Origin of the sequence: Bradyrhizobium sp. AZCC 2176 (assembly GCF_036924645.1) — a bacterium.
GTDB lineage: Bacteria > Pseudomonadota > Alphaproteobacteria > Rhizobiales > Xanthobacteraceae > Bradyrhizobium.
The window spans coordinates 4,995,776-5,015,466 of record NZ_JAZHRX010000001.1 but is presented as its reverse complement, the minus strand read 5'-3'; the positions used below and the strand labels follow the sequence as shown (position 1 = coordinate 5,015,466).

At 64.0% G+C, this 19,691-nt stretch carries 20 protein-coding genes; 4 read left to right on the top strand and 16 right to left on the bottom strand.

The genetic code is table 11. The annotated features are described in order from the left end of the window. Positions 1-2 precede the first annotated feature (2 nt). On the bottom strand, positions 3-608 hold the full coding sequence (gene phnH / locus V1288_RS23640; RefSeq protein ID WP_334359328.1) for a phosphonate C-P lyase system protein PhnH: 606 nt from the start codon (positions 606-608) through the stop codon (positions 3-5). 1 nt (position 609) lies between these two features. Beyond that, the gene (gene phnG, locus V1288_RS23635; protein ID WP_334359327.1) at positions 610-1,083 is read right to left on the bottom strand and encodes a phosphonate C-P lyase system protein PhnG; all 474 of its coding nucleotides are present in this window, start codon (positions 1,081-1,083) and stop codon (positions 610-612) included. 113 nt (positions 1,084-1,196) lie between these two features. Here phnG and phnF point away from each other — a divergent pair, with 113 nt between their 5' ends. Further along, positions 1,197-1,925 carry a phosphonate metabolism transcriptional regulator PhnF gene (gene phnF, locus V1288_RS23630; protein WP_334359326.1) on the top strand — a complete coding sequence of 243 codons (729 nt, stop codon included), beginning with the start codon at positions 1,197-1,199 and terminating at the stop codon, positions 1,923-1,925. 17 nt (positions 1,926-1,942) lie between these two features. On the opposite strand, the gene phnE (V1288_RS23625) is transcribed toward phnF, so the two are convergent. The 4 genes from phnE (V1288_RS23625) to phnC form a co-directional block, all read right to left on the bottom strand. Then, a complete protein-coding gene (gene phnE / locus V1288_RS23625) occupies positions 1,943-2,791 on the bottom strand; it encodes a phosphonate ABC transporter, permease protein PhnE (protein WP_334359325.1) in 849 nt (282 codons plus the stop codon). Then, complete coding sequence (phnE, locus tag V1288_RS23620; protein WP_334359324.1) at positions 2,788-3,672, bottom strand: phosphonate ABC transporter, permease protein PhnE; 885 nt, start codon at positions 3,670-3,672, stop codon at positions 2,788-2,790. The genes phnE (V1288_RS23625) and phnE (V1288_RS23620) overlap by 4 nt, the downstream gene beginning before the upstream one ends. 108 nt (positions 3,673-3,780) lie before the next feature. Continuing rightward, positions 3,781-4,716 carry a phosphonate ABC transporter substrate-binding protein gene (gene phnD / locus V1288_RS23615; RefSeq protein WP_334359323.1) on the bottom strand — a complete coding sequence of 312 codons (936 nt, stop codon included), beginning with the start codon at positions 4,714-4,716 and terminating at the stop codon, positions 3,781-3,783. Positions 4,717-4,790: 74 nt separating this feature from the next. Continuing rightward, on the bottom strand, positions 4,791-5,606 hold the full coding sequence (phnC, locus tag V1288_RS23610) for a phosphonate ABC transporter ATP-binding protein (RefSeq protein WP_334359322.1): 816 nt from the start codon (positions 5,604-5,606) through the stop codon (positions 4,791-4,793). Between the two features lie 205 nt (positions 5,607-5,811). Here phnC and V1288_RS23605 point away from each other — a divergent pair, with 205 nt between their 5' ends. From V1288_RS23605 to V1288_RS23595, 3 genes are read left to right on the top strand one after another with little or no spacing between them, the layout of a single operon-like run. Next, a complete protein-coding gene (locus V1288_RS23605; RefSeq protein WP_334359321.1) occupies positions 5,812-6,477 on the top strand; it encodes a chloramphenicol acetyltransferase in 666 nt (221 codons plus the stop codon). Next, on the top strand, positions 6,474-7,667 hold the full coding sequence (locus V1288_RS23600; protein WP_334359320.1) for an alpha-D-ribose 1-methylphosphonate 5-triphosphate diphosphatase: 1,194 nt from the start codon (positions 6,474-6,476) through the stop codon (positions 7,665-7,667). The genes V1288_RS23605 and V1288_RS23600 overlap by 4 nt, the downstream gene beginning before the upstream one ends. A 20-nt stretch (positions 7,668-7,687) precedes the next feature. Beyond that, positions 7,688-8,386 (top strand): DUF1045 domain-containing protein, encoded by a 699-nt coding sequence (locus V1288_RS23595; protein ID WP_334359319.1) that lies wholly within the window; start codon positions 7,688-7,690, stop codon positions 8,384-8,386. A 21-nt stretch (positions 8,387-8,407) separates the two neighbouring features. Here the strand turns inward: V1288_RS23595 and mmsB are convergent, their stop codons facing one another. The 10 genes from mmsB to V1288_RS23545 all read right to left on the bottom strand — a co-directional run bounded on the left by mmsB (position 8,408) and on the right by V1288_RS23545 (position 19,688). Further along, on the bottom strand, positions 8,408-9,589 hold the full coding sequence (gene mmsB / locus V1288_RS23590; RefSeq protein WP_334359318.1) for a multiple monosaccharide ABC transporter permease: 1,182 nt from the start codon (positions 9,587-9,589) through the stop codon (positions 8,408-8,410). Beyond that, positions 9,586-11,148: a multiple monosaccharide ABC transporter ATP-binding protein gene (mmsA, locus tag V1288_RS23585; protein WP_334359317.1), complete on the bottom strand. Its 1,563-nt coding sequence runs from the start codon at positions 11,146-11,148 to the stop codon at positions 9,586-9,588. Before mmsA ends, mmsB begins: the two co-directional genes overlap by 4 nt. Before the next feature lie 90 nt (positions 11,149-11,238). After that, positions 11,239-12,312, bottom strand: a complete 1,074-nt coding sequence (gene chvE, locus V1288_RS23580; protein ID WP_334359316.1) for a multiple monosaccharide ABC transporter substrate-binding protein — start codon at positions 12,310-12,312, stop codon at positions 11,239-11,241. A 116-nt stretch (positions 12,313-12,428) separates the two neighbouring features. Next, complete coding sequence (locus V1288_RS23575; RefSeq protein ID WP_334361383.1) at positions 12,429-13,313, bottom strand: SMP-30/gluconolactonase/LRE family protein; 885 nt, start codon at positions 13,311-13,313, stop codon at positions 12,429-12,431. Between the two features lie 14 nt (positions 13,314-13,327). Next, positions 13,328-14,467, bottom strand: coding sequence for an aldose epimerase family protein (locus V1288_RS23570; protein ID WP_334359315.1), 1,140 nt, complete (start codon positions 14,465-14,467; stop codon positions 13,328-13,330). Beyond that, positions 14,464-15,396 (bottom strand): Gfo/Idh/MocA family protein, encoded by a 933-nt coding sequence (locus V1288_RS23565; RefSeq protein ID WP_334359314.1) that lies wholly within the window; start codon positions 15,394-15,396, stop codon positions 14,464-14,466. Before V1288_RS23565 ends, V1288_RS23570 begins: the two co-directional genes overlap by 4 nt. Further along, positions 15,393-16,172 (bottom strand): FadR/GntR family transcriptional regulator, encoded by a 780-nt coding sequence (locus tag V1288_RS23560; protein ID WP_334359313.1) that lies wholly within the window; start codon positions 16,170-16,172, stop codon positions 15,393-15,395. The genes V1288_RS23565 and V1288_RS23560 overlap by 4 nt, the downstream gene beginning before the upstream one ends. Beyond that, positions 16,169-17,152: a galactofuranose ABC transporter, permease protein YjfF gene (yjfF, locus tag V1288_RS23555; protein ID WP_334359312.1), complete on the bottom strand. Its 984-nt coding sequence runs from the start codon at positions 17,150-17,152 to the stop codon at positions 16,169-16,171. The genes V1288_RS23560 and yjfF overlap by 4 nt, the downstream gene beginning before the upstream one ends. Beyond that, positions 17,149-18,144 (bottom strand): ABC transporter permease, encoded by a 996-nt coding sequence (locus V1288_RS23550; protein ID WP_334359311.1) that lies wholly within the window; start codon positions 18,142-18,144, stop codon positions 17,149-17,151. Before V1288_RS23550 ends, yjfF begins: the two co-directional genes overlap by 4 nt. After that, positions 18,144-19,688, bottom strand: a complete 1,545-nt coding sequence (locus tag V1288_RS23545; protein WP_334359310.1) for a sugar ABC transporter ATP-binding protein — start codon at positions 19,686-19,688, stop codon at positions 18,144-18,146. Before V1288_RS23545 ends, V1288_RS23550 begins: the two co-directional genes overlap by 1 nt. Positions 19,689-19,691 lie beyond the last annotated feature (3 nt).

Genomic DNA, 19,691 nt, shown 5'->3' with positions numbered 1-19,691 from the left:
GATCAGCCTCCTCTCGCGAGCCGTGTCGTGCGCGGTATGGCGACGATAGAATCGTCATGGACCAGCACGACGTCGATGCCGCACGGAAACAGCGCGGCGTTTATCGCCAGCCGCTCGAAAAGATCCTTCGGCTGGATTGAAGCGCGCAGCACTGCTGTGCCGTCGATACCGGGCCCGTGCAACTCGAGAGCGGAGTCATTTGTCAGGCTTTCGACCTGCAGGATCAGCGTTGTCGAGCGGTCCGGATATTCATTGCTGCCGAACGCGAAACGATCGAGCGACGGAAGGTTTTCGGGATCGCCCACCAGCGCAAAACTCGCAATCGATGAATCCGTAACAACCGGGGCGCTGGCGTGGAACTTGAGCCATTTGGCGACTTCCGGCGTCGCCGACATCCGGCCGTCGAGCCAGACCGGCGTATCGTGATCGAACAAGGTCAGCGCGATCGCGGCGGTGCCGCGCATCATCCCGCCCGGCGCGCCGGCAGCGGACGCGATACGGTGAATGCTGCCCGGGCGGGCGAGCGCATCCATGACGGACCGAAAGGTCGATTGCGCCGACAACACCTTGTCGGCAAATCCTGCGGGCAGCTCGGCAACGGTCGTCATGTCAGCCCTCACCACGCACCAGTGTGTAGAAATCGACCCGCGTTGCCGCCGCCTCCGCAGCCTTCCGGTTTCGCTTTTCAATCATCGCCGCACGCAGCGGCGCAACGACCTGGGCTTCGATCGCGCCAGCCAGTTCGGCCGATTGCACCATGGCATCGCACAGCGCGATCAGCTTCGCCTTCTCCCGGTCGCGGCCCAGCGTGTAGCCGAAGCCGACCTCGCCGGTCGACAGCCGCACCGCGGCGCGCGACACCGTCGCCTCGCCGAGATTGAACGGCGCGCCGTCGCCGCCAATTCGGCCACGCACCATGACGAGCCCATTTTCGGGCTCGCGCAGGTCTTCGTGCGCTGGCAACGCGATCGTCCCGAGGCGCCCCTCTATGTCGGCCGTTACGGAATGAGCCAGCACCGCCATCACGGCCTTGCGCCGCGCCTGCCCGCCGTTTTCGTCTGCCAGACTGTCGTCACTCGCCATCATATCGGCCTTGCCGGAATCAAGTTGTCTATGATATTAGACAACTTGATAACGAAGCGCCATGACGATTTCGTGATACTGAGGTGATTTTTGCCGATGCCCCATTTCGTTCCATGAGCGTCCAGGACGCGCCTTCCGGCGTCGCTTTGTGGCGGCAGGTCGCCGACGGCATCGAGCGCGGCATTGCCGACGGCCGCTTTGCCGCCGGCGAAAAGCTGCCGGGCGAGATGGAGATCGCCGAGACCTATCGGGTCAACCGCCACACCGTTCGCCGGGCGCTCGCCACGCTCGCCGAACGCGGCCTGGTGCGCGCCGAGCGCGGCAGCGGCACCTATGTCGAGACCCGGCGCCTCGCCTATCCCCTGCGCTCACGGACGCGGTTTTCCGAGATCGTCGGCGCCGGCGGCCGCGAACCGCGCGGCCAATTCATCGACGCGACCGAGGAAGCCGCCACGCGCGAACTGGCACGGGAGCTTGGGTTGAAGACGGGGGCACCGCTGATCCGGATCGAATCGGTGCGGCTCGCCGACCGCGCGCCGATCTGCGTCAGCACCACCTGGCTTTCGGCCGTGCGCTTTCCTGACGCCGGGAAGGTGTTCGCCAATGTGCGCTCGATGACCAAGCTGGTGGCGCATTACGGCATCCGGGATTTTCGCCGCGCCTCGACCCGGATCACCGCCGGTATCGTGGATGCGACCGACGCCGCGCGGCTGGACCTCGCGCTCGGACGCCCGGTGCTCGTGGTCGACAGCACCGACGTTGATACCGGCGGCGAGCCGCTGACGACCAAGCGCTCGCGCTTTGCCGCGGAGCGTGTCGAGTTTCTGGTGGAGAATGGTTGACGGTTCGTAGAGAGCAACTACGCGACGGCCCGCTGTCCGATGATGGCAAAGCGCAGTTTGCCGGAGATCCAGTCGATCGCGGCTACCGCGACCAGAATCATCAGGATCAGGAACGAAACTTTCTGCCACTCCAGCACGCGGATCTGCTCGGCGAGTTGCAGACCGATGCCACCGGCACCGACGATACCGATGATGGTGGCCGAGCGGGTATTCGATTCGATGAAATAGAGCACCTGCCCCGCGATGACGGGCAGCACCTGAGGCATCAGGCCAAAGCGTATCTCGTGCAACGCATTGCCGCCGGATGCCCTGATTCCTTCGACCTGCTTCTTGTCGGCGGCTTCGATGGCCTCGGAGAACAATTTGCCGAATGCGCCGAAATCGGACAGCGCGATGGCCAGCACGCCGGCAAACGGGCCAAGGCCAACGACGTTGATCCACACCAGCGCCCAGATCAGCGTATCGACGCCACGGATGGAATCAAGAAATCGGCGCACCGGAAAGCGCAGCAAGTTCGAGGAAATGATGTTCCGCGCTGCCAGCAGGCTGATCGGCAGCGCTGCGACGGCGGCCAAGGTCGTGCCGAGCAGCGCGATCGACAGCGTCTCACCGAGGGCTGCGAGATAAGCGGGCAGCGACGAGCCGGCATCGGGTGGAATCATCATCACCGTGATCCAGCCGAGCTGGCTCAGGCCCGACACCAGTTTGGTCGGCGAAAAGCCGAGATCAACCAAGCCGAACACGAAGATCGCGAACACAGCCGAAATTGTCGCGGGCATGGCGAGACGCGCCGATGCGGGCCGGTCGAAGACGTCAGGATATTTAGTCCTGAGCGCGTCTGTATCGGGTTTCGGCAACTGGCTCATGCGCGAGCCTCTTTGCCGAATAGTTTTCCGCGCAGCCAGCCGGTCGTGATATCGATGACGAAGACTGTGACGATAATGGTGACGAGGATCGCGCTGACGTCAGAGTAATAGAACTTGCGGATCGCGACGACGAGCTCCTGCCCGATGCCGCCGGCGCCGACAAAACCCATCACCGAGGCCTCGCGGACATTGATCTCAAAGCGCAGCAGCGCGTAGCTGGCATAGCCGGCCGTGACCTGCGGCAACACCGCAAAGCGCATGCAGGAGAGCCAGCTTGCGCCGGTCGAGCGCACGCCCTCGACCGGTTTCATGTCGGCGTTCTCGACGATCTCGGAGAACAACTTTCCGAGCGCGCCCGCGGAATGCACGGCGATTGCCAGTACGCCCGCCATCGGCCCGAGACCGAACGCGATGACGAAAATCAGCGCGAATACGATGCCGGGAACGGTGCGCGCGAATTCGAGGAGACGCCGGATGACGAACCGCAGCCATGGCGCAGGTGACGTATTTTGCGCGGCGAAGAAATTCAGCACAAAGCCAAGGACCGCGCCGCTCAGGGTGCCGACGTAGCTGATGAGAATGGTCTCGCCGAGCATCTTGAGCCACTTCTGCCAGCCCCAGAACCATTCGCCGAAATTGGTCCATACCCGTGTGCCGTCTTCCAGGGTAAGGATGCGGTCGAAATAGCTGACAAAGTTGCCGAAATAGCTGAAGAGCGTGCGCAGATTCACCTCCGCGCCGATCGCTGCGACAATCAACGCGGCGAAGAATACCGCCGCCGCCAAAGTCGCCTTTAAACGCTTGCGCGCGACCGCCTTGCGATACGTATCGTTGAGCACCGCAAGTTGCTGGTCTGGAAGGATGGATATGGCATTCGCCATCGGGATCACTGTGCCCAGGTGTGAACAGAACGGGTATGAAACAGAACGGTGTTCGACAGAAAAAGGCCGGGTCACTTGGACCCGGCCAGGCTCGTCTAAGTCTATTGATCAGGACGCCTTCTTTTTACGCAACGCATCGACGAACTTGATCAATTCGATGGTGCCATCCCAGTCCTTGGTGGTGGCCGGATTGAAGCCCTTCTTCTGGCCGTCGGATAGACGGTCGAACGCGGCCTTGTCCTTGGCCGGCGCTTCGGTGAACGCCTTGGCAATGGCGGCCTTCAGATCGGCCGGAAGGTCAGAATTATAGGCGTAGGGTCCGTTGATGATCGGGGCCGACTTGTGGATGATCCGGAAATCGTCCTTCTTGATCGGCGAGCCGTCGGCGTTCTTCAGCATGCCCTTGTGCAGCATCTGGGCGAGCGTGGAGTCATCGTCATTGGTCCACTGATTGGCGGCGACCTCGACGGTGCCCTGCGACAGCGCCAGCATGGCGTTCTCATGGCTGCCGGTGAAAACGACCTTGCCGAAGTAGGTATCGGCGTCGGAGATTCCCAGCTTGTCGAGTTCGAAGCGCGGCACGTTGTTGCCCGACGTCGAATTCGGATCAACCAAGCCAAGGTTCTTGCCCTTCAATTGATCGATATTTTTGTAGGGGCTCGACGCCTTGACGAAGAACACGGAATAATAGCCGGTCGAACCGTCGGCATTGATATCGTTTGCGAAGGCATCGGTCTTGACGCCGGTCAGGCGGGCGCGGGCAAAGGATGCCGAGCCGTAGCTTGCGATATGGATGTTGCCGGCCCGCTGGCCCTCGATCACGGCGGCGTAGTCGTTGGCAATGCGCAGCGTAACCTTCACGCCGAGTTCCTTGGAGAGATAGGCGACGAACGGCGTCCAGCGCTCGGTGACGCCGGAAGCGTTTTCGGCTGGCACCACAGCAAAAGTCAGTTCCGGATATTTACTCTTCCAATCCTGCGCCGAAGCTGAAGCCGTGAACGCCAGCGCGGCCGCGCCGGCAAGAAAGATACGACGAGTTATCATGGTGTGCCCTCTTGTTGTAATTACGCCTTCGCCGATTGCAGATTTGCAACGGCTACCCTGTACAGAAGTGAAGCTCAGGCCGCAGCAGCGGTGCCCAGTTCCGGAACGGTCGCGCCACCGGGCGCTTGCGCAGGCGTGATGCCCATGACCTCGTTGGCTTCGAGATCGTAAAGTTCGCGCGCAATGCGATCGGTCAGCGTCTCAGGCGCGCCATCGAACACCACGCGCCCGACCGCCATGCCGACCAGGCGGTCGCAGTAGGTTCGCGCCAGATCGAGCGAATGCAGGTTGCAGATCACGGTAATGCCGAAATGCTTGTTGATGCGCAGCAGCGCATCCATCACGATGCGCGTGTTGCGGGGATCGAGCGAAGCGATCGGCTCGTCGGCGAGAATGATGTCGGGCTCTTGCACCAGTGCACGCGCGATCGCGACGCGCTGCTGCTGGCCGCCGGAAAGCTGGTCGGCGCGCTGGGCGGCGATGCCAGCCATATCGAACTGCTCCAGCGCCGACATCGCCAGCGCTCTGTCTTCTTCCGGCCAAAGTTGCGTCAGCGAGCGCCAGGACGGAATTTCGGCCAACCGCCCCATCAGCACATTGGTCAGGACGTCGAGCCGACCGACCAGGTTAAATTGTTGAAAGATCATCGCGGAGCGCGCACGCCACTGCCGCAAATCCTTGCCGCGCAGCGCGGTCACGTCGACGCCTTCGAACAGGATGCGTCCTTCGGAAGGCTCAGCGAGACGATTGATCATCCGAAGCAGCGTCGACTTGCCGGCTCCGGAGCGGCCGATCACACCGACGAAGCTGCCGGGCGCGATCGAAAATGACGCATTATCCACTGCGGCTTTGGTGCCGAACCGACAGGTCAAACCTTCTACCACCAGCATGCATTGCTCCAGAGTTCCAGTCGTGCAGCATCGCTAACGGCTCGATCTAACAGTTGTGTGACACCGCTGCTGCGTGCGGTGTTCGTCCACAGCCCTCGCCCACAGCCACGGCCGGCGTCATGCGTCCGTCATGATCTTGTCATCAAGCACATCGAAGACGTGCGGATGCCAATGATCTTTCCTCGATTGCTGATGGACGCTCCCGATGGCCGGCAAGATGCTTTCCACTGAACCGGCCGTCGACCCCACCGCATCGGTGCGCGACTGCCAGCTCGGCGCCTACACCGAGGTCGGCGCCCGGACCATCCTGCTCGAGGTGACGATGGCGGACTATTCCTACGTCGTGAACGACGCGCAGATCACCTACACCACGATCGGGAAATTCTGCTCGATCGCGGCGATGACGCGGATCAACCCGGGTAATCATCCGATGCACCGCGCCTCGCAGGCGCATTTCACTTACCGCGCCAGCAGCTATTTTCCGGGCGAGAGCGACGATGCCGAAATCTTTGAATGGCGGCGCGCCCATCACATCCATATCCGCCATGACGTCTGGATCGGTCACGGCGCGGTCATCCTGCCCGGTCGTTCGATCGGCACCGGCGCGGTGGTCGCGGCCGGCGCCATCGTGACCAAGGATGTCCCCGCCTACACGATCGTTGCAGGTAACCCTGCCCGGCTGGTCAAGCGGCGGTTTCCCGAATCCATCGCCGGCCGGCTTGCGGAGCTCGCATGGTGGGACTGGGACCACGAGACGCTTCGCCGCGCCCTGCCCGATTTCCGCAAGCTCGATGTCGAAGGCTTTCTCGAGAAGTACGAATCCGCCGCCGCATCCGGCCGACCGCAATTCAACCAGAGTGCCGCATCGTGACCGAACTGTTCATTGAAGGTGGCCGGGCGCTGCTCGGCAACGAGATCCTCGAAACCACGTTGCGGATTGCCGGCCGCGAGTTCGTCGCCGTGGGTACGGACAACAGCCATGGCTCGCCCTGCATCGATGCCGGCGGCTTGCTGGTGCTGCCGGGCATTGTCGACCTGCACGGCGATGCGTTCGAGCGACAGATGATGCCGCGCCCCGGCGTCGATTTCCCAATCGACGTCGCCCTGGTCGACAGCGACCGGCAGGCGGTCAGCAACGGCATCACGACCGTCTATCATGCCGCGACCTGGTCGTGGGAACCTGGCTTACGCAGCGGGGACAACGCGCGGAAACTGCTCGAGGCGATCGAGCAGATGCGGCCGCAGCTCGCCGCCGACACCCGCTTCCATTTGCGCCACGAAACCAACAATCTAGACGCAGAAAGCGAAATCATCGACTGGCTATCAGAAGGACGCGTCGACCTGTTCGCCTTCAACGACCACATGGACTCGACCGTCGCCAGCCTCGCCAAACCGCAGAAGCGCGGCCGAATGGTCGAGCGCACCGGGCTCACCAATGAGGCGTTCGATCGGCTGGTGCAAAGTGTGGTGGCCCGCAGCCACGACGTGCCGGCGTCGATCGGCCGACTGGCCGAGGTGGCGCGCACAGCGAACGTCCGGATGCTCTCGCATGACGACGAAAGCCCGGCCATGCGGCAGGCTTTTCGTGCGCAAGGCGTAGCCATCGCCGAATTTCCGGTCAACGAGGAAACCGCCCGCGACGCTGCCGCGGCCGGCGACTTCATCGTGTTCGGCGCGCCCAATGTCGTGCGCGGCGGCAGCCACACCGGCTGGACCAAAGCCTCCGACATGATCGCCAAAGGCCTGTGTTCGGTACTGGCGTCGGATTACTACTATCCAGCGCCGCTGCTGGCGGCGTTTCGTCTCGCCGCCGACGGCGTGCTACCGCTGGCGGCGGCATGGCAATTGATCTCGTCAGCGCCGGCGCGCGCTGCCGGCCTCGCCGATCGTGGCACCCTCGTCGCGGGGCAGCGCGCCGACATCGTTCTCGTCGATGATACGGTGCCGCTGCGGCCGCGAATCGTTGCGGTCGTTGCTGCGGGGCGTCTGGTGTATCTGACCGATACGCACCGCCTCCTCCGTTCGTCGGTCACGCCCCGCAAGGCAGTTGCAGCCGCGTGAGGCGGCCCTATTCTGGTGCAATGGCAAACTATCCCCGTTACGCAATCTATTACACGGCCGCACCGGACAGCGCGCTCGACCGGTTCGGCGCGTCGCTGCTCGGCTACGATGCCCATAGTGGCGACGACCTGCCCTTTCCGGACGGCGTCATGCAGATGATCCCGGACTGGCGCGACCTGACGCAGGATCCCCGCAAATACGGCTTTCACGCCACGCTGAAGGCGCCGATCGCGCTGGCCGATGGCAAGGCCGAGGCACAGCTTGCCGCGGCATGCGAATTGTTCGCAGACCTGGCCCGCCCTGTGCCGGTGGTCCAACCGGTCGTCGATTCGATCAGCGGCTTCATCGCGGTGATTCCGGCCGAACCGTCGGTAGAACTCGAACTCCTCGCCGCCGAGGCCACCAAGGCGTTCGATTCGTTCCGCGCTCCCCTTGGCCCGGAAGACCATGCGCGGCGAAATCCCGACAAGCTGACGCCGAGCCAGCGCGACTATCTCGACCGCTGGGGCTACCCTTACGTCTTCGAGGAATTTCGCTTCCACATGACGCTGACGGGACGGCTTCCCGCAGAACGGCGCGAGCCGATTGTGGCGATGCTGCGGGATAGGTTTTCGGCAACGGGCATCGGGCCGCTCGCGATCGACGCGATTGCCCTGTGCCGTCAGGAAAATCCCAATTCGCGGTTTCGCGTCATTGGCCGCTGGCAATTGCAGGGCTGACGCCGCCGCCGCCGGGCAGCCCTATCGCCGCTGGTTATAAACGTCGAGGCAGACGGCGCCGAGCAGCACCAGTCCCTTGATCACCTGCTGGTAGTCGATGCCGATGCCGAGGATGGACATGCCGTTGTTCATGACGCCCATGATCATGGCCCCGATCACCGCGCCGCCGACCCTGCCGACGCCGCCATAGGCCGACGCGCCGCCGATAAAGCAGGCCGCGATGACGTCGAGCTCGAAGCCGGCCCCCGCCTTCGGCGTCGCCGTATTGAGCCGCGCGGCGAACACGAGGCCGGCTAGTGCAGCCAGCACCCCCATGTTGACGAAGGTCAGAAATGTCAGCCGTTCGGTCTTGATGCCGGACAGGCTCGCGGCCCTGGCATTGCCGCCGATGGCATAGATGTGACGGCCAATCACCGTGCGGGTGGTGACGAAAGCATAGAGCCCGATCAGCGCCGTCATGATCACCAGCACGTTGGGCAGGCCGCGATGCGAGGCGATCAGGCCGGCAAAGAACACGATCACGGCGAACAGCGCCGCGCTCTTGGTTACGAAGAAGCCAAAGGGTTCCACGTCGATGCCGTGCGAGGCCTGCCGCGCCCGGTTCTTGGCGCTGGTATAGACCAGCGCCACCGCCAAGACGGCACCGATCAACAGCGAGGTCGGATAAAGCGTGCCGGCGCCGGGAAACAGTTCGGGAATGAAGCCCGAGGACAATTTCTGAAAGGTCGGCGGAAACGGCCCGACCGACTGGCCCGCCAGGATCGCAAGCGCAAGTCCCTTGAACACCAGCATGCCGGCCAGTGTCACGATAAAGGACGGGATTTTGAAATAGGCAACCCAATAGCCCTGTGCGGCGCCGATCATCGCGCCGACCAACAGGCAGGCGAGGAAGGCCAGCGGATAGGCGATGTGATAGCGCACCATCAGCACCGCTGCGACGGCTCCGACGAAGCCCGCCACCGAGCCGACCGACAGGTCGATATGGCCGGTGACAATGATCAACAGCATGCCAAGCGCCATGATCACGATGTAGCTGTTCTGCAGCACCAGATTGGTCAGGTTCAGCGGCTGCAGCAGCGTGCCGTCGGTCATGACCTGGAAGAACAGCATGATCGCAAACAGCGACAGCAGCATGCCGTAGTTGCGCAGATTGTTCTTGATGAAGCCGGTGTGCCCGGGCAGCGCAACCGCCTTGTCGGTCATGGCCGCAAATCTCCTTGAAGTACTTTCTTGTCCATTTCCTTGTTGCGCATGATGGCGCGCATGATCCTTTCCTGGGTCGCCTCGGCGGCGGCGAATTCGCCGACAAAGGCGCCGTCATTCATCACGCAGATGCGGTCGCAGACGCCGAGCAGTTCCGGCATCTCCGACGAGATCATCACCACGCCCTTGCCCGCCTCGGCAAGCTCGTTGATGATACAATAGATTTCGTATTTTGCCCCGACGTCGATGCCGCGCGTTGGCTCATCGAGGATTAATACTTTCGGATCGGTCATCAGCCATTTCGACAGCACCACTTTCTGCTGGTTGCCGCCGGAGAGCTGGCCGGTCTCCTGATAGACATCCGAACACCTGATCCGCATCCGGTTGCGGTAGTCGCTCGCAACGCGCAATTCGGACATGTCATCGATCACGCCTTGCCGCGCCACGCGGCCGAGACTTGCCAGGGTGATGTTCTTGCGGACGTCGGCATCCAGGATCAGGCCGAGCTGCTTGCGATCCTCGGTGACGTAAGCGAGGCCGGCATCGATTGCCGCCGCCACGCTCGACAGGTTGACTTCCCTTCCATCGAGCCAGACGCGTCCGCTGATCCGATCCCCCCAGGCGCGGCCGAACAGGCTCATGGCGAATTCGGTGCGGCCAGCGCCCATCAGCCCGGCGATCCCGACCACCTCGCCGCGCCGGACCTCGAAATCCACTCCTTTGATCACCCGGCGATCCCTGTGCAGCGGATGATGTACCGTCCAGTCCTGCACGGCGAAGACCGGGGCGCCGATCGTGGCGGCGCGCTGGGGAAAGCGATGGGCAAGGTCGCGATCGACCATGCTGCGGATGATCCGGTCCTCTTCCACCGGCTCAGCCCGGCAATCGATGCTGTCGACGGTGCGGCCGTCGCGCAGCACCGTGATCCGGTCGGCGACGCGGGCGACTTCCGACAATTTGTGCGAGATCAGGATCGAGGCGATGCCCTGTGCGCGGAAGGCCAGCAGTCGATCCAGCAATGCCGCGCTGTCGTTCTCGTTCAGGCTGGCAGTCGGCTCATCGAGGATCAATAGTCGGACCCGCTTCGACAAGGCCTTGGCGATTTCGACCAATTGCTGCTTGCCGACGCCGAGATCCGTCACCAGCGTATCGGGCATCTCGGTGAGGCCGACCTGAGCGAGCAATTCCTGCGTCCGGCGATAGACCGTGTCGCGGTCGACCACGCCAAGACGCGACGGCGGATGCGACAGAAAAATGTTCTCCGCGATCGACATCAGCGGGATCAACGCCAGCTCCTGGTGGATGATGATGATGGCCAGCGCTTCGGAATCATTGACGTCGCGAAAGCGCCGCTCCTCGCCGTCGAAGATGATGCTGCCTTCGTAATCGCCATGGGGATACACCCCGCTGAGAACCTTCATCAGGGTTGACTTGCCGGCGCCGTTCTCGCCAACCAGCGCATGGATCTGCCCCGCCTCCACCGTGAAGTTGACGTCGCGCAGGGCCTGAACGCCGGAAAAACTCTTGCTTACGCCGCGCATTTCGAGAATTGCGGTCATCGCGCCATCACATCCATTGTCTGTCTATCTCGCTGCGGTTGCACGCAGGCTGGTGGCGGCGCCGGTCATCGCCGGCGCCGCCGTTCCCGCTCAGTCGAACTGGGAACGCTTGTAGTAACCGCTGTCGATCAGCACCTTCTCCCAGTTGCTCTTGTCGACGACGACCGGCTTCAGGAGATAGGAAGGTACCACCTTGACGCCGTTATTGTAGGTCTTGGTGTCGTTGACGGTCACTTCCTTGCCGCTGAGGGCTGCGTCCACCATATCGGCGGTGACGCGGGCGAGATCGCGGGTATCCTTGAAGATGGTCGAATACTGCTCGCCGCGCTGCATCGACTTGATCGACGGCACCTCGGCATCCTGACCGCTGACGACAGGCATCGGCATGTTGCCGCTGCCATAGCCAACGCCCTTCAGCGAAGAGAGAATGCCGATGGAGAGGCCGTCATAGGGAGAGAGCACCGCATCGACCCGCTTGCGGCCATAGAATGCGCTCAAGAGGTTGTCCATGCGGGCCTGGGCAGTGGCGCCGTCCCAGCGCAGGGTCGAGACCTTGTCCATGCCCTTCTGGCCACTGCCGATCACCAGCTTGCCACTGTCGATATGGGGCTGCAGCACCGACATCGAGCCATTGTAGAAGAAGTAGGCGTTGTTATCGTCCGGCGAGCCTCCGAACAATTCGATGTTGAAGGGTCCCTTGCCTTCCTTCAACCCAAGCCCCTGCTCGATCGACTGCGCCTGCAGCACGCCGACCTGGAAATTATCGAACGTGGCGTAGTAGTCGACATTGGGCGTGTCGCGGATCAACCGGTCATAGGCGATGACCGTGATCCCCTTGGCCTTGGCCTGCTTCAGCACGTCAGACAGCGTGGTGCCGTCGATCGCCGCGATCACCAGCACCTTGGCGCCCTTGGTCACCATGTTCTCGACCTGCGAGAGCTGGTTCGGAATGTCGTCCTCGGCATATTGCAGGTCGGTGCCGTAACCGCGCTCCTTCAGGATCTTGACGATGTTGTTGCCATCGTCGATCCAGCGTGCCGAGGATTTGGTCGGCATGGCGATGCCGACGGTTCCCTTGCTCTGCGCGAAGACTCCGGTTACCGCCGTTGTGGCCATGGTTGCTGCCAGCGCCAAGGCCGACAAAGTGGTCTTCAGACTAGTCATGCTTCACTCCCTTGATTGTCGAGGATCTATGGTTTCTGGATCGTCAGACCGCTGAATGCGGTTCTTGAAACTCAGTCGCTCTCGCGCGTTTGGCTGCCGCGCCTCGTCTTCCTCCATCAACCCGTTGCTAGTTTTACGTCCGGTTCAAGGCGGCCGCGTGCCGCGACATCGAGCACAAAGGTGCGGCCATGATCGGGATCGGCGCGCTTCGCGTCATCACCCATGTCCTGCCAGGCCGACGTAACGAGTAGACGCGAGAAATCCCGCCCGACAAAGGCGGGGCAACTCGACTGCCGCGCCGGGACGCGGAGCGTGCGCAGATGCTCGCCCTGCGGGCTGTAGACATCGATGCAGCCGCCGCCCCAGCGTGCATTCCAGATCAGCCCGTCGGCATCGACCACCGCGCCGTCGATGCCGCCGCCGCTCCTTCGGGTGATCAGCTCGGCGGGCGTCCCGCGCGGCAGGCCGGTCGCCGCATCGAGGTCGATGCGAAACAGCACGTTCTTCCCCGTGTCGGCGAAATAGCCGATAGTCCCGTCCGGGGAGAAGCAGATCGCGTTCGGGATCGTGATGCCATCATAAAGGCGCGACAGCTCGCCGCGATGCAGCGCATAGATGGCGCCCAGCCCCCGCTCGGCCTGGCGGCCCATGGTACCGATCCAGAACGTGCCCGATGGATGAACCCGGGCATCGTTCGAACGCGTGGTGGCATTGTCGGCTTCGAGTGGACGGAACAGCGCCATTCGTCCATCCGCAGGCGTGCGGATATAGAGACCATCGTCGGCGACGACGAGCTGGCGATGCGCGTCGATCCGCCCAAGCGCGCTGCCCATCACGTCGAGGGAATGGATGGTGATCTGGCCGGTGCCGAGCCGCGTCTCGAACAGCCGGCGTTCGACAATGTCAAACCACCAGGCCGTATCGGTGGCGGCGTTGTAGGTCGGCCCCTCGCCAAGATGACACCGCTCGCCGCAGAGAACGGTCGTCGGGACCTCTTCCATTTTGTGACCGCCGATCATTGCCCGCTCCCTCCAGGCAACTCTACCTCGGATTGTGTTCCGATTGCGCCCGGATTTGCATGGGTGAAACGGTACAGCGTGGCGTGGCGATAGACCTCGCCCGGCGCAAGCCGTGCAGTCGGGAAGTCGGGCCGATTGGGTGTATTCGGCCACGCGTGCGGCTCGAGGCAGATGGCATCGGACTGCCGATAGAGGCGGCCGCCCTTTCCGGCGGTGGAGCCGTCGAGAAAATTTCCGGAATAGACCTGCAGGCCGCGCTGATTGGTGAACAGTTCGAGCACGCGGCCGGACGCCGGCTCCGCGAGCCGCGCGGCGAAGCGAGGCTTGCTGCCTGCCGGCGCGAGGCAGAAATTATGGTCATAGCCGCGGCCTACGCGCAGTTGCGGATGGTCGTTGCGGATCCGCGCGCCGATCTCGACGCCTTCCCGGAAGTCGAATGGCGTATCAGCGACTGCACAGGGCGGCTGCGGCAACGGGATCGCGCCGGCGTCGATTGCGAGGAAATGATCCGCCGCCACGGTGAGGTGATGATCGAGAATGCTGCGGCCCGAGCACGCACCGGCCAGGTTGAAAAAGCTGTGATTGGTGAGATTGACTACAGTGGGGCGGTCGGTCCGCGCCGTCATGTCGAGTTGAAGTTCCATCCGCCCGGCCAGGCGCCAGGTCACCTCCACCTCCAGCGTGCCGGGATAGCCCTCCTCGCCATCGCCACTCGTATACGCAAGCGTCACGGCCGGATGATCTCCATCCTCGATCGCGACAATCCGCCAGTTGCGGCGATCAAAGCCCTCCAGCCCGCCATGCAACGCGTTGGGACCGTTATTTGCCGCGAGTTGCACCTCAGTGCCGTCGAGCGCGAAGCTCGCCCCGGCGATGCGGTTGGCATAGCGGCCGACGGTCGCGCCAAAGAACTGACGGCGGGCGAGATATCCATCGAACGCGTCATGACCGAGAACGATGTCGTCGCGGCGTCCGGCGGCATCCGGCACCAACAATGCCTGCAGCGATGCGCCATAGGTCATGATGCGCGCTTCCAGTCCATCAGCAGCTTGCAGCGTAACGTGTTCGACTTCGGTGCCGTCGGGCAGCACCCCGAAGGTGGAACGCGCGATACGCGGAATGGACGACACGTTCATGTCTCGTCCTCGAATGGTTCGACCGTCCGGCGTCGTCCCACCAGGAACGCATCGGCGACGAGCTGCAGCGGCGCAAGATCGACGTCGGTTTCGCCGGTTGCGGCGAGTTCACGGAAGCGGCGATAGAGCCCGGCATATTCGGCGTCAGGGGCGTCGACGAGCTGCTTGCCCTCTGCCCTCAACCTCGCTCCACCCATGGACACGGTGACCGGGCCACTATCGGTGTCGAGATCAATGTCCCAGCTCTGCGGCCCGGTCTGGCGGAAGTCGAACTCGGCCGTAATCTTCAGTCCCTGCGCATCGCTGAGCGCAAGGTTGGCAGCGATCGGCGCGTCACGATTGGCGGGGAACGCGAGATCGGCCGACGTCACGAATAATGGCTGCGGCAAAATGCGCGTCAGAATCGAAAGCGCGTTGATGCCGGGGTCGAACACGCCGAGCCCGCCCGCCTCAAAGATCCAGGCCTGCCCCGGATGCCAAACTCGCACGTCTTCCTTCCAGGTAATTCTTGCGGCCATGACCTTCCTGCCGGCCAGCAATTGCCGCGCCGGCTCGACGGCAGGCGCGAACCGCGAGTGCCACGTGGCAAACAGCGTGCGTTGCGCTGCCCGCGCAGCGGTCAGGAGCGGAGTGATTTCAGCTACCGTGGCGCCCGGCGGCTTTTCCAGCATCACATGCTTGCCGGCGGCAAGCGCCATCGCCGCCTGTGCGTGGCGAACCTGCGGCGGAGTGCACAACGCCACCGCGTCGATCGGCGGGCCGTCGCGCAACAGTTCATCGAGCGTCGCCGCATGCGGCACGCCGGCAAGCGAGGCGTTTCGGCTGGCGACGGCAACCAGCTCCACGCCATCGGTTGCGGCGATCGCCGGCGCATGCTGGTCACGGGCAATTTTGCCGAAGCCGACGATGGCGACGCGGAGCGGATTCATGATGGCTCTCCAGGCTCGACCGCCGCGGGGACCGCAGGCGTAGCACCCGACGATGCCGGGGCCCCCTCATGACGGCGCAATCCATTGTGGATCACCTCGGCCATGGCGGCGGTCGCCGCCTCGGCATCGCCGCTTTCGATCGCATCGACAATGCGCTGGTGCCACAACAGTACCGTCTCGCGGTCCTGCGTCTCGACCGGCGCGCTGAGCAGGAACGAGGCGCGCAATGCCGCCTCGATGACGTTGCCGATCGAGCGCATGAACAGATTGCCGGAGGCGTTGGCGACGGCTAGGTGCAGGGCAAGGTCGCCATCGGCAAAACCGACGGAGTCGGAGGCCTCGCGCCGCATCCGCGCCATGCTCCGATGCAGTTCGGCGATGTCGGCATCCGAGCGGCGGCTAGCGGCGAGCGCAGCCGCGCGCGGCTCGACCGCAAGCCGGATTTCGGCGAGATCGTTGAGAAAGCGCCGGTCGATGCCGGCATCAAGATGCCAGGCCAGCACGTCGGCGTCGAACATGTTCCAGGCGCCGCGCTCGCGCACCACGGTGCCGACCCGCGCCTTGGTGGTGAGCAGACCCTTGGCTACCAACGTTTTGACGCTCTCGCGCAACACCGGCCGCGATACGCCGAACATCGCCGTGAGCTCGGCATCGCCCGGCAGGCGACCGCCTTCGGCGTAACGGCCGGCGATGATGTCAACGCCGATGCTGCGGGCGACCTCGGCGTGGTTGGAGTGCGCGCGCCGCGTCGGGATGACGACAAGCCGGGACGTCATGATTTGAGGACTCCTGCCTTACGAGGGCCGGCGCGGCGGGCGATGCCCAGCATGGCCTGCTGCAGGGCGATGAAAGCAAAAAGCAGGATACCGGTCACGATCTTGGTCCACCAGCTCGACAAGGTTCCATCGAAATTGATGTAGGTCTGGATCAGGCCCTGTATCAGCACGCCCAGCAACGTGCCGACCACCGACCCCTGGCCGCCGGTCAGCAGGGTGCCGCCGATCACCACGGCCGCGATGGAATCGAGTTCGACGCCGACCGCGGACAGCGAGTAGCCCGCCGCAGTGTAGAATGAGAACACAATTCCGGCGAGCCCGGCAAGGACGCTCGACAGCATATAGATGCGCACCGTCATGGATCCGACCGGTATGCCCATCAAAGCCGTCGTCGCGCGGCTGCCGCCGAGCGCATAGACGTTGGCGCCGAAGCGGGTGAAATGCAGCAGCACGGCGCCCGCCGCGACCACCGCAAGCATGATGAGGGCAATGGCCGTGAGCCGGCCTCCCCCGGGCAGCCGCAGCGCGAAATCCGACACCGTCGAATAGAGCGGTGCGCTGATCGGCGTCGATTCCGTCGACATCAAAAAGCTGGCACCGCGGGCGAGAAACATGCCCGCCAGCGTGACGATGAACGGCGGCATGTCGAAGACGTGAATGATGGCGCCCATGGCGGCACCGAAGGCGGCGCATAGCAAGAGGATCGCGGCGAAGGCGACGAGCGGCGGTACGCCGAGGCGCTCGATCGCCAGCGCGACGAACACGGTGGTGAAGCCGATCACCGAGCCGACCGACAGGTCGATGCCCCCGGAAATGATCACAAAAGTCATGCCGGCGGCGACGATGCCGAGAAAAGCATTGTCGGTCAGCAGATTGGCGGCCACGCGGGTGGAGGCGAAATTGGGAAATTGCATCGTGCAGAGCGCAAAGCCAGCGACGAAGACGATGGCCGTGATCGCGACCGGCGGCAGACCCTTCATTGGCGGGCCCTCCCCAGCGCGACCCCGGCATTGGCCAAGCGCGGCGACTGCAGCAGCAGAACGACCAGCACAACGGCCGCCTTCACCACGAGATTGAACTCCGGCGGATAACCCGACAGCAAGATACCGGTGTTCATGGCCTGGATGATCAGCGCACCGACCATTGCCAGCACCAGGCTGAAGCGCCCGCCGAACAGCGAGGTGCCGCCGATCACCACCGCAAGAATCGCATCGAGTTCGAGCCAGAGCCCTGCATTGTTGGCGTCCGCACCCATGATGTCGGCGGCGGCGATGACGCCGGCCAGCGCCGCGCACAGGCCGCACCACACATAGACCGCGAGGATCATGCCGCGCGTGCCGATCCCGGCGAGCTCGCTCGCCCGCGCGTTGCCGCCGGTCGCCTCGATCAACAGGCCGAGCGCAGAGCCTCGGACCACCGCGCCGGTGACGATCAGCATGCCGAGCACGACCACGACTGGCGCCGGCACGCCGAGCACCGCGCCGTTACCGAGCCAGACCAGGTCGGGCGCGGTGAAGGTAACGATGCGGCCCTCGGTAATGAGCTGCGCAACGCCCCGGCCGGCGACCATCAGGATCAAGGTGGCGACGATCGGCTGGATGCCGAGCACTGCAACGAGAAAGCCGTTCCAGAGCCCGCAGAGCAGCCCGGCGCCGAGGGCTGCGGCGAGCGCCAGCGGCAGGCCATGGGCATCGGCGAGACTGGCGGCGATCGCGCCTGATATCGCCATCACCGCGCCCACCGATAGATCAATTCCCCGCGTGGCGATGACCAGCACCATGCCGAGCGCAAGCAGCGCGACCGGCGCGCCGCGGTTCAAGACATCGATCAGGCTGCCGAACAGGCGTCCGTCCTGCATCCGCAGATCGAAGAATTGCGGCGAGACGGCGCGGTCGACGGCGAGGATCACCAGCAAGGCGATGACCTGGGCAAGGCCGCGGTGTTGCAGCAGTCTTTGCAGTAGTCTTGGCATCAGGGTTGCCCGGCTTCCGCGCCGGCAGTGCCGGCGACAGCGATCGCTGCCAAAATATTCGAGACGTCGATGGCGTCCCCTTCCAGCTCATCGACATGGGCGCGGTCGCGCAGCACGATCACCCGGTCCGAATAGGTCACGATCTCGTCGAGCTCGGAAGAGATCACCAGCAGTGCCAGGCCGTCGTCGCACAATTCGCGGATCAGGCGAATGATCTCGGCGTGCGCGCCGACATCGATGCCGCGGGTCGGCTCGTCCAGCACCAGAAGGCGCGGCACGGTGGCAAGCCAGCGGGCGAGCAGCACCTTCTGCTGATTGCCGCCGGACAACAGCCCGATCGGCCGCTCCGGCTCCGGCGGGCGGATGTCGAGCAGCCTGATGAAACGAACGGCGATCTCGTCCTGCTCGGCGCGCGACAGCGGCTTTGCGAGGCCGCGCTTGGCCTGCAGCGCCAGCACGATGTTTTCGCGCACGGTGAGGTCGGCAATGATGCCCTCGGTCTTGCGCTCTTCCGGGCAATAGCCGAAGCCATGGGCAACCGCGTCGCGCGGCGATTGCAGCCGGACCGGCTTGCCTTCGACAGTCGCGCTGCCGCTGTCGGCGCGCTCGGCGCCGAACACCAGCCGTGCAGTTTCGGTGCGCCCCGAGCCGAGCAGGCCCGCGAGGCCAACCACCTCGCCGCGCCGAAGCGCGAGATTGAACGGCGCGACGTAGCCGGCCTTGCCATAGCCTTCAAAGTTCGCGCAGACCTCCCCCACCTGCCGCGCCTGCGCCGCCGCGCGCTCGCTGGTCGTCTCGGCGAGTTCACGGCCGAGCATCATGCGGATCAATTCGATCCGCGGCAGCTCGGCGGTCGTCCGCTCGCCGATCAGCCGGCCGTTGCGCAAAACCGTGATGCGGTCGCAGATCTCGTAGACCTGATCGAGAAAATGCGTGACGAAGATGACGCCGATACCGCGCAGCGCGAGCTTGCGCATCACCGCGAAGAGGATCTCGACCTCATGGCGATCAAGGCTCGCGGTCGGCTCGTCGAGGATCAGCACCCGCGCCGACTGGTCGACGGCGCGCGCGATCGCGGCGATATGCTGAACCGCGACCGAATAGTTTCCGAGCGGCTCGGCGACGTCGATATGCAAATCGAACTCCGCAAGCAGCGCGGTGGCGCAGCGGCGCATTTCGGCCTCGCGCACCAGGCCAAACCACGTCGGCTGCCGTCCGAGATAAAGGTTTTGAGCCACCGACAGGTTCAGGAGCAGGTTGACCTCCTGATAGACGGTCGCAATCCCCGCATCGACCGCGGCCTTGGCCGAGCGCGGCGCGACCTCGGTGCCGCCGAGGCGGACGATGCCGGCGTCGCGAGGAAACACGCCGGTCACCGCCTTGATCAGGGTGGACTTGCCCGCCCCGTTCTCGCCGAGCAGCGCGTGAATTTCGCTGGCCCGCAAGGTGAAATCCACCTCCTGCAGGGCGCGTAGCGTGCCAAAGCTTTTGCTCAGGCCGCGCACCTCCAGCAAAGCAGAGCCAGGGTCGGAACTTGCATTCATGCC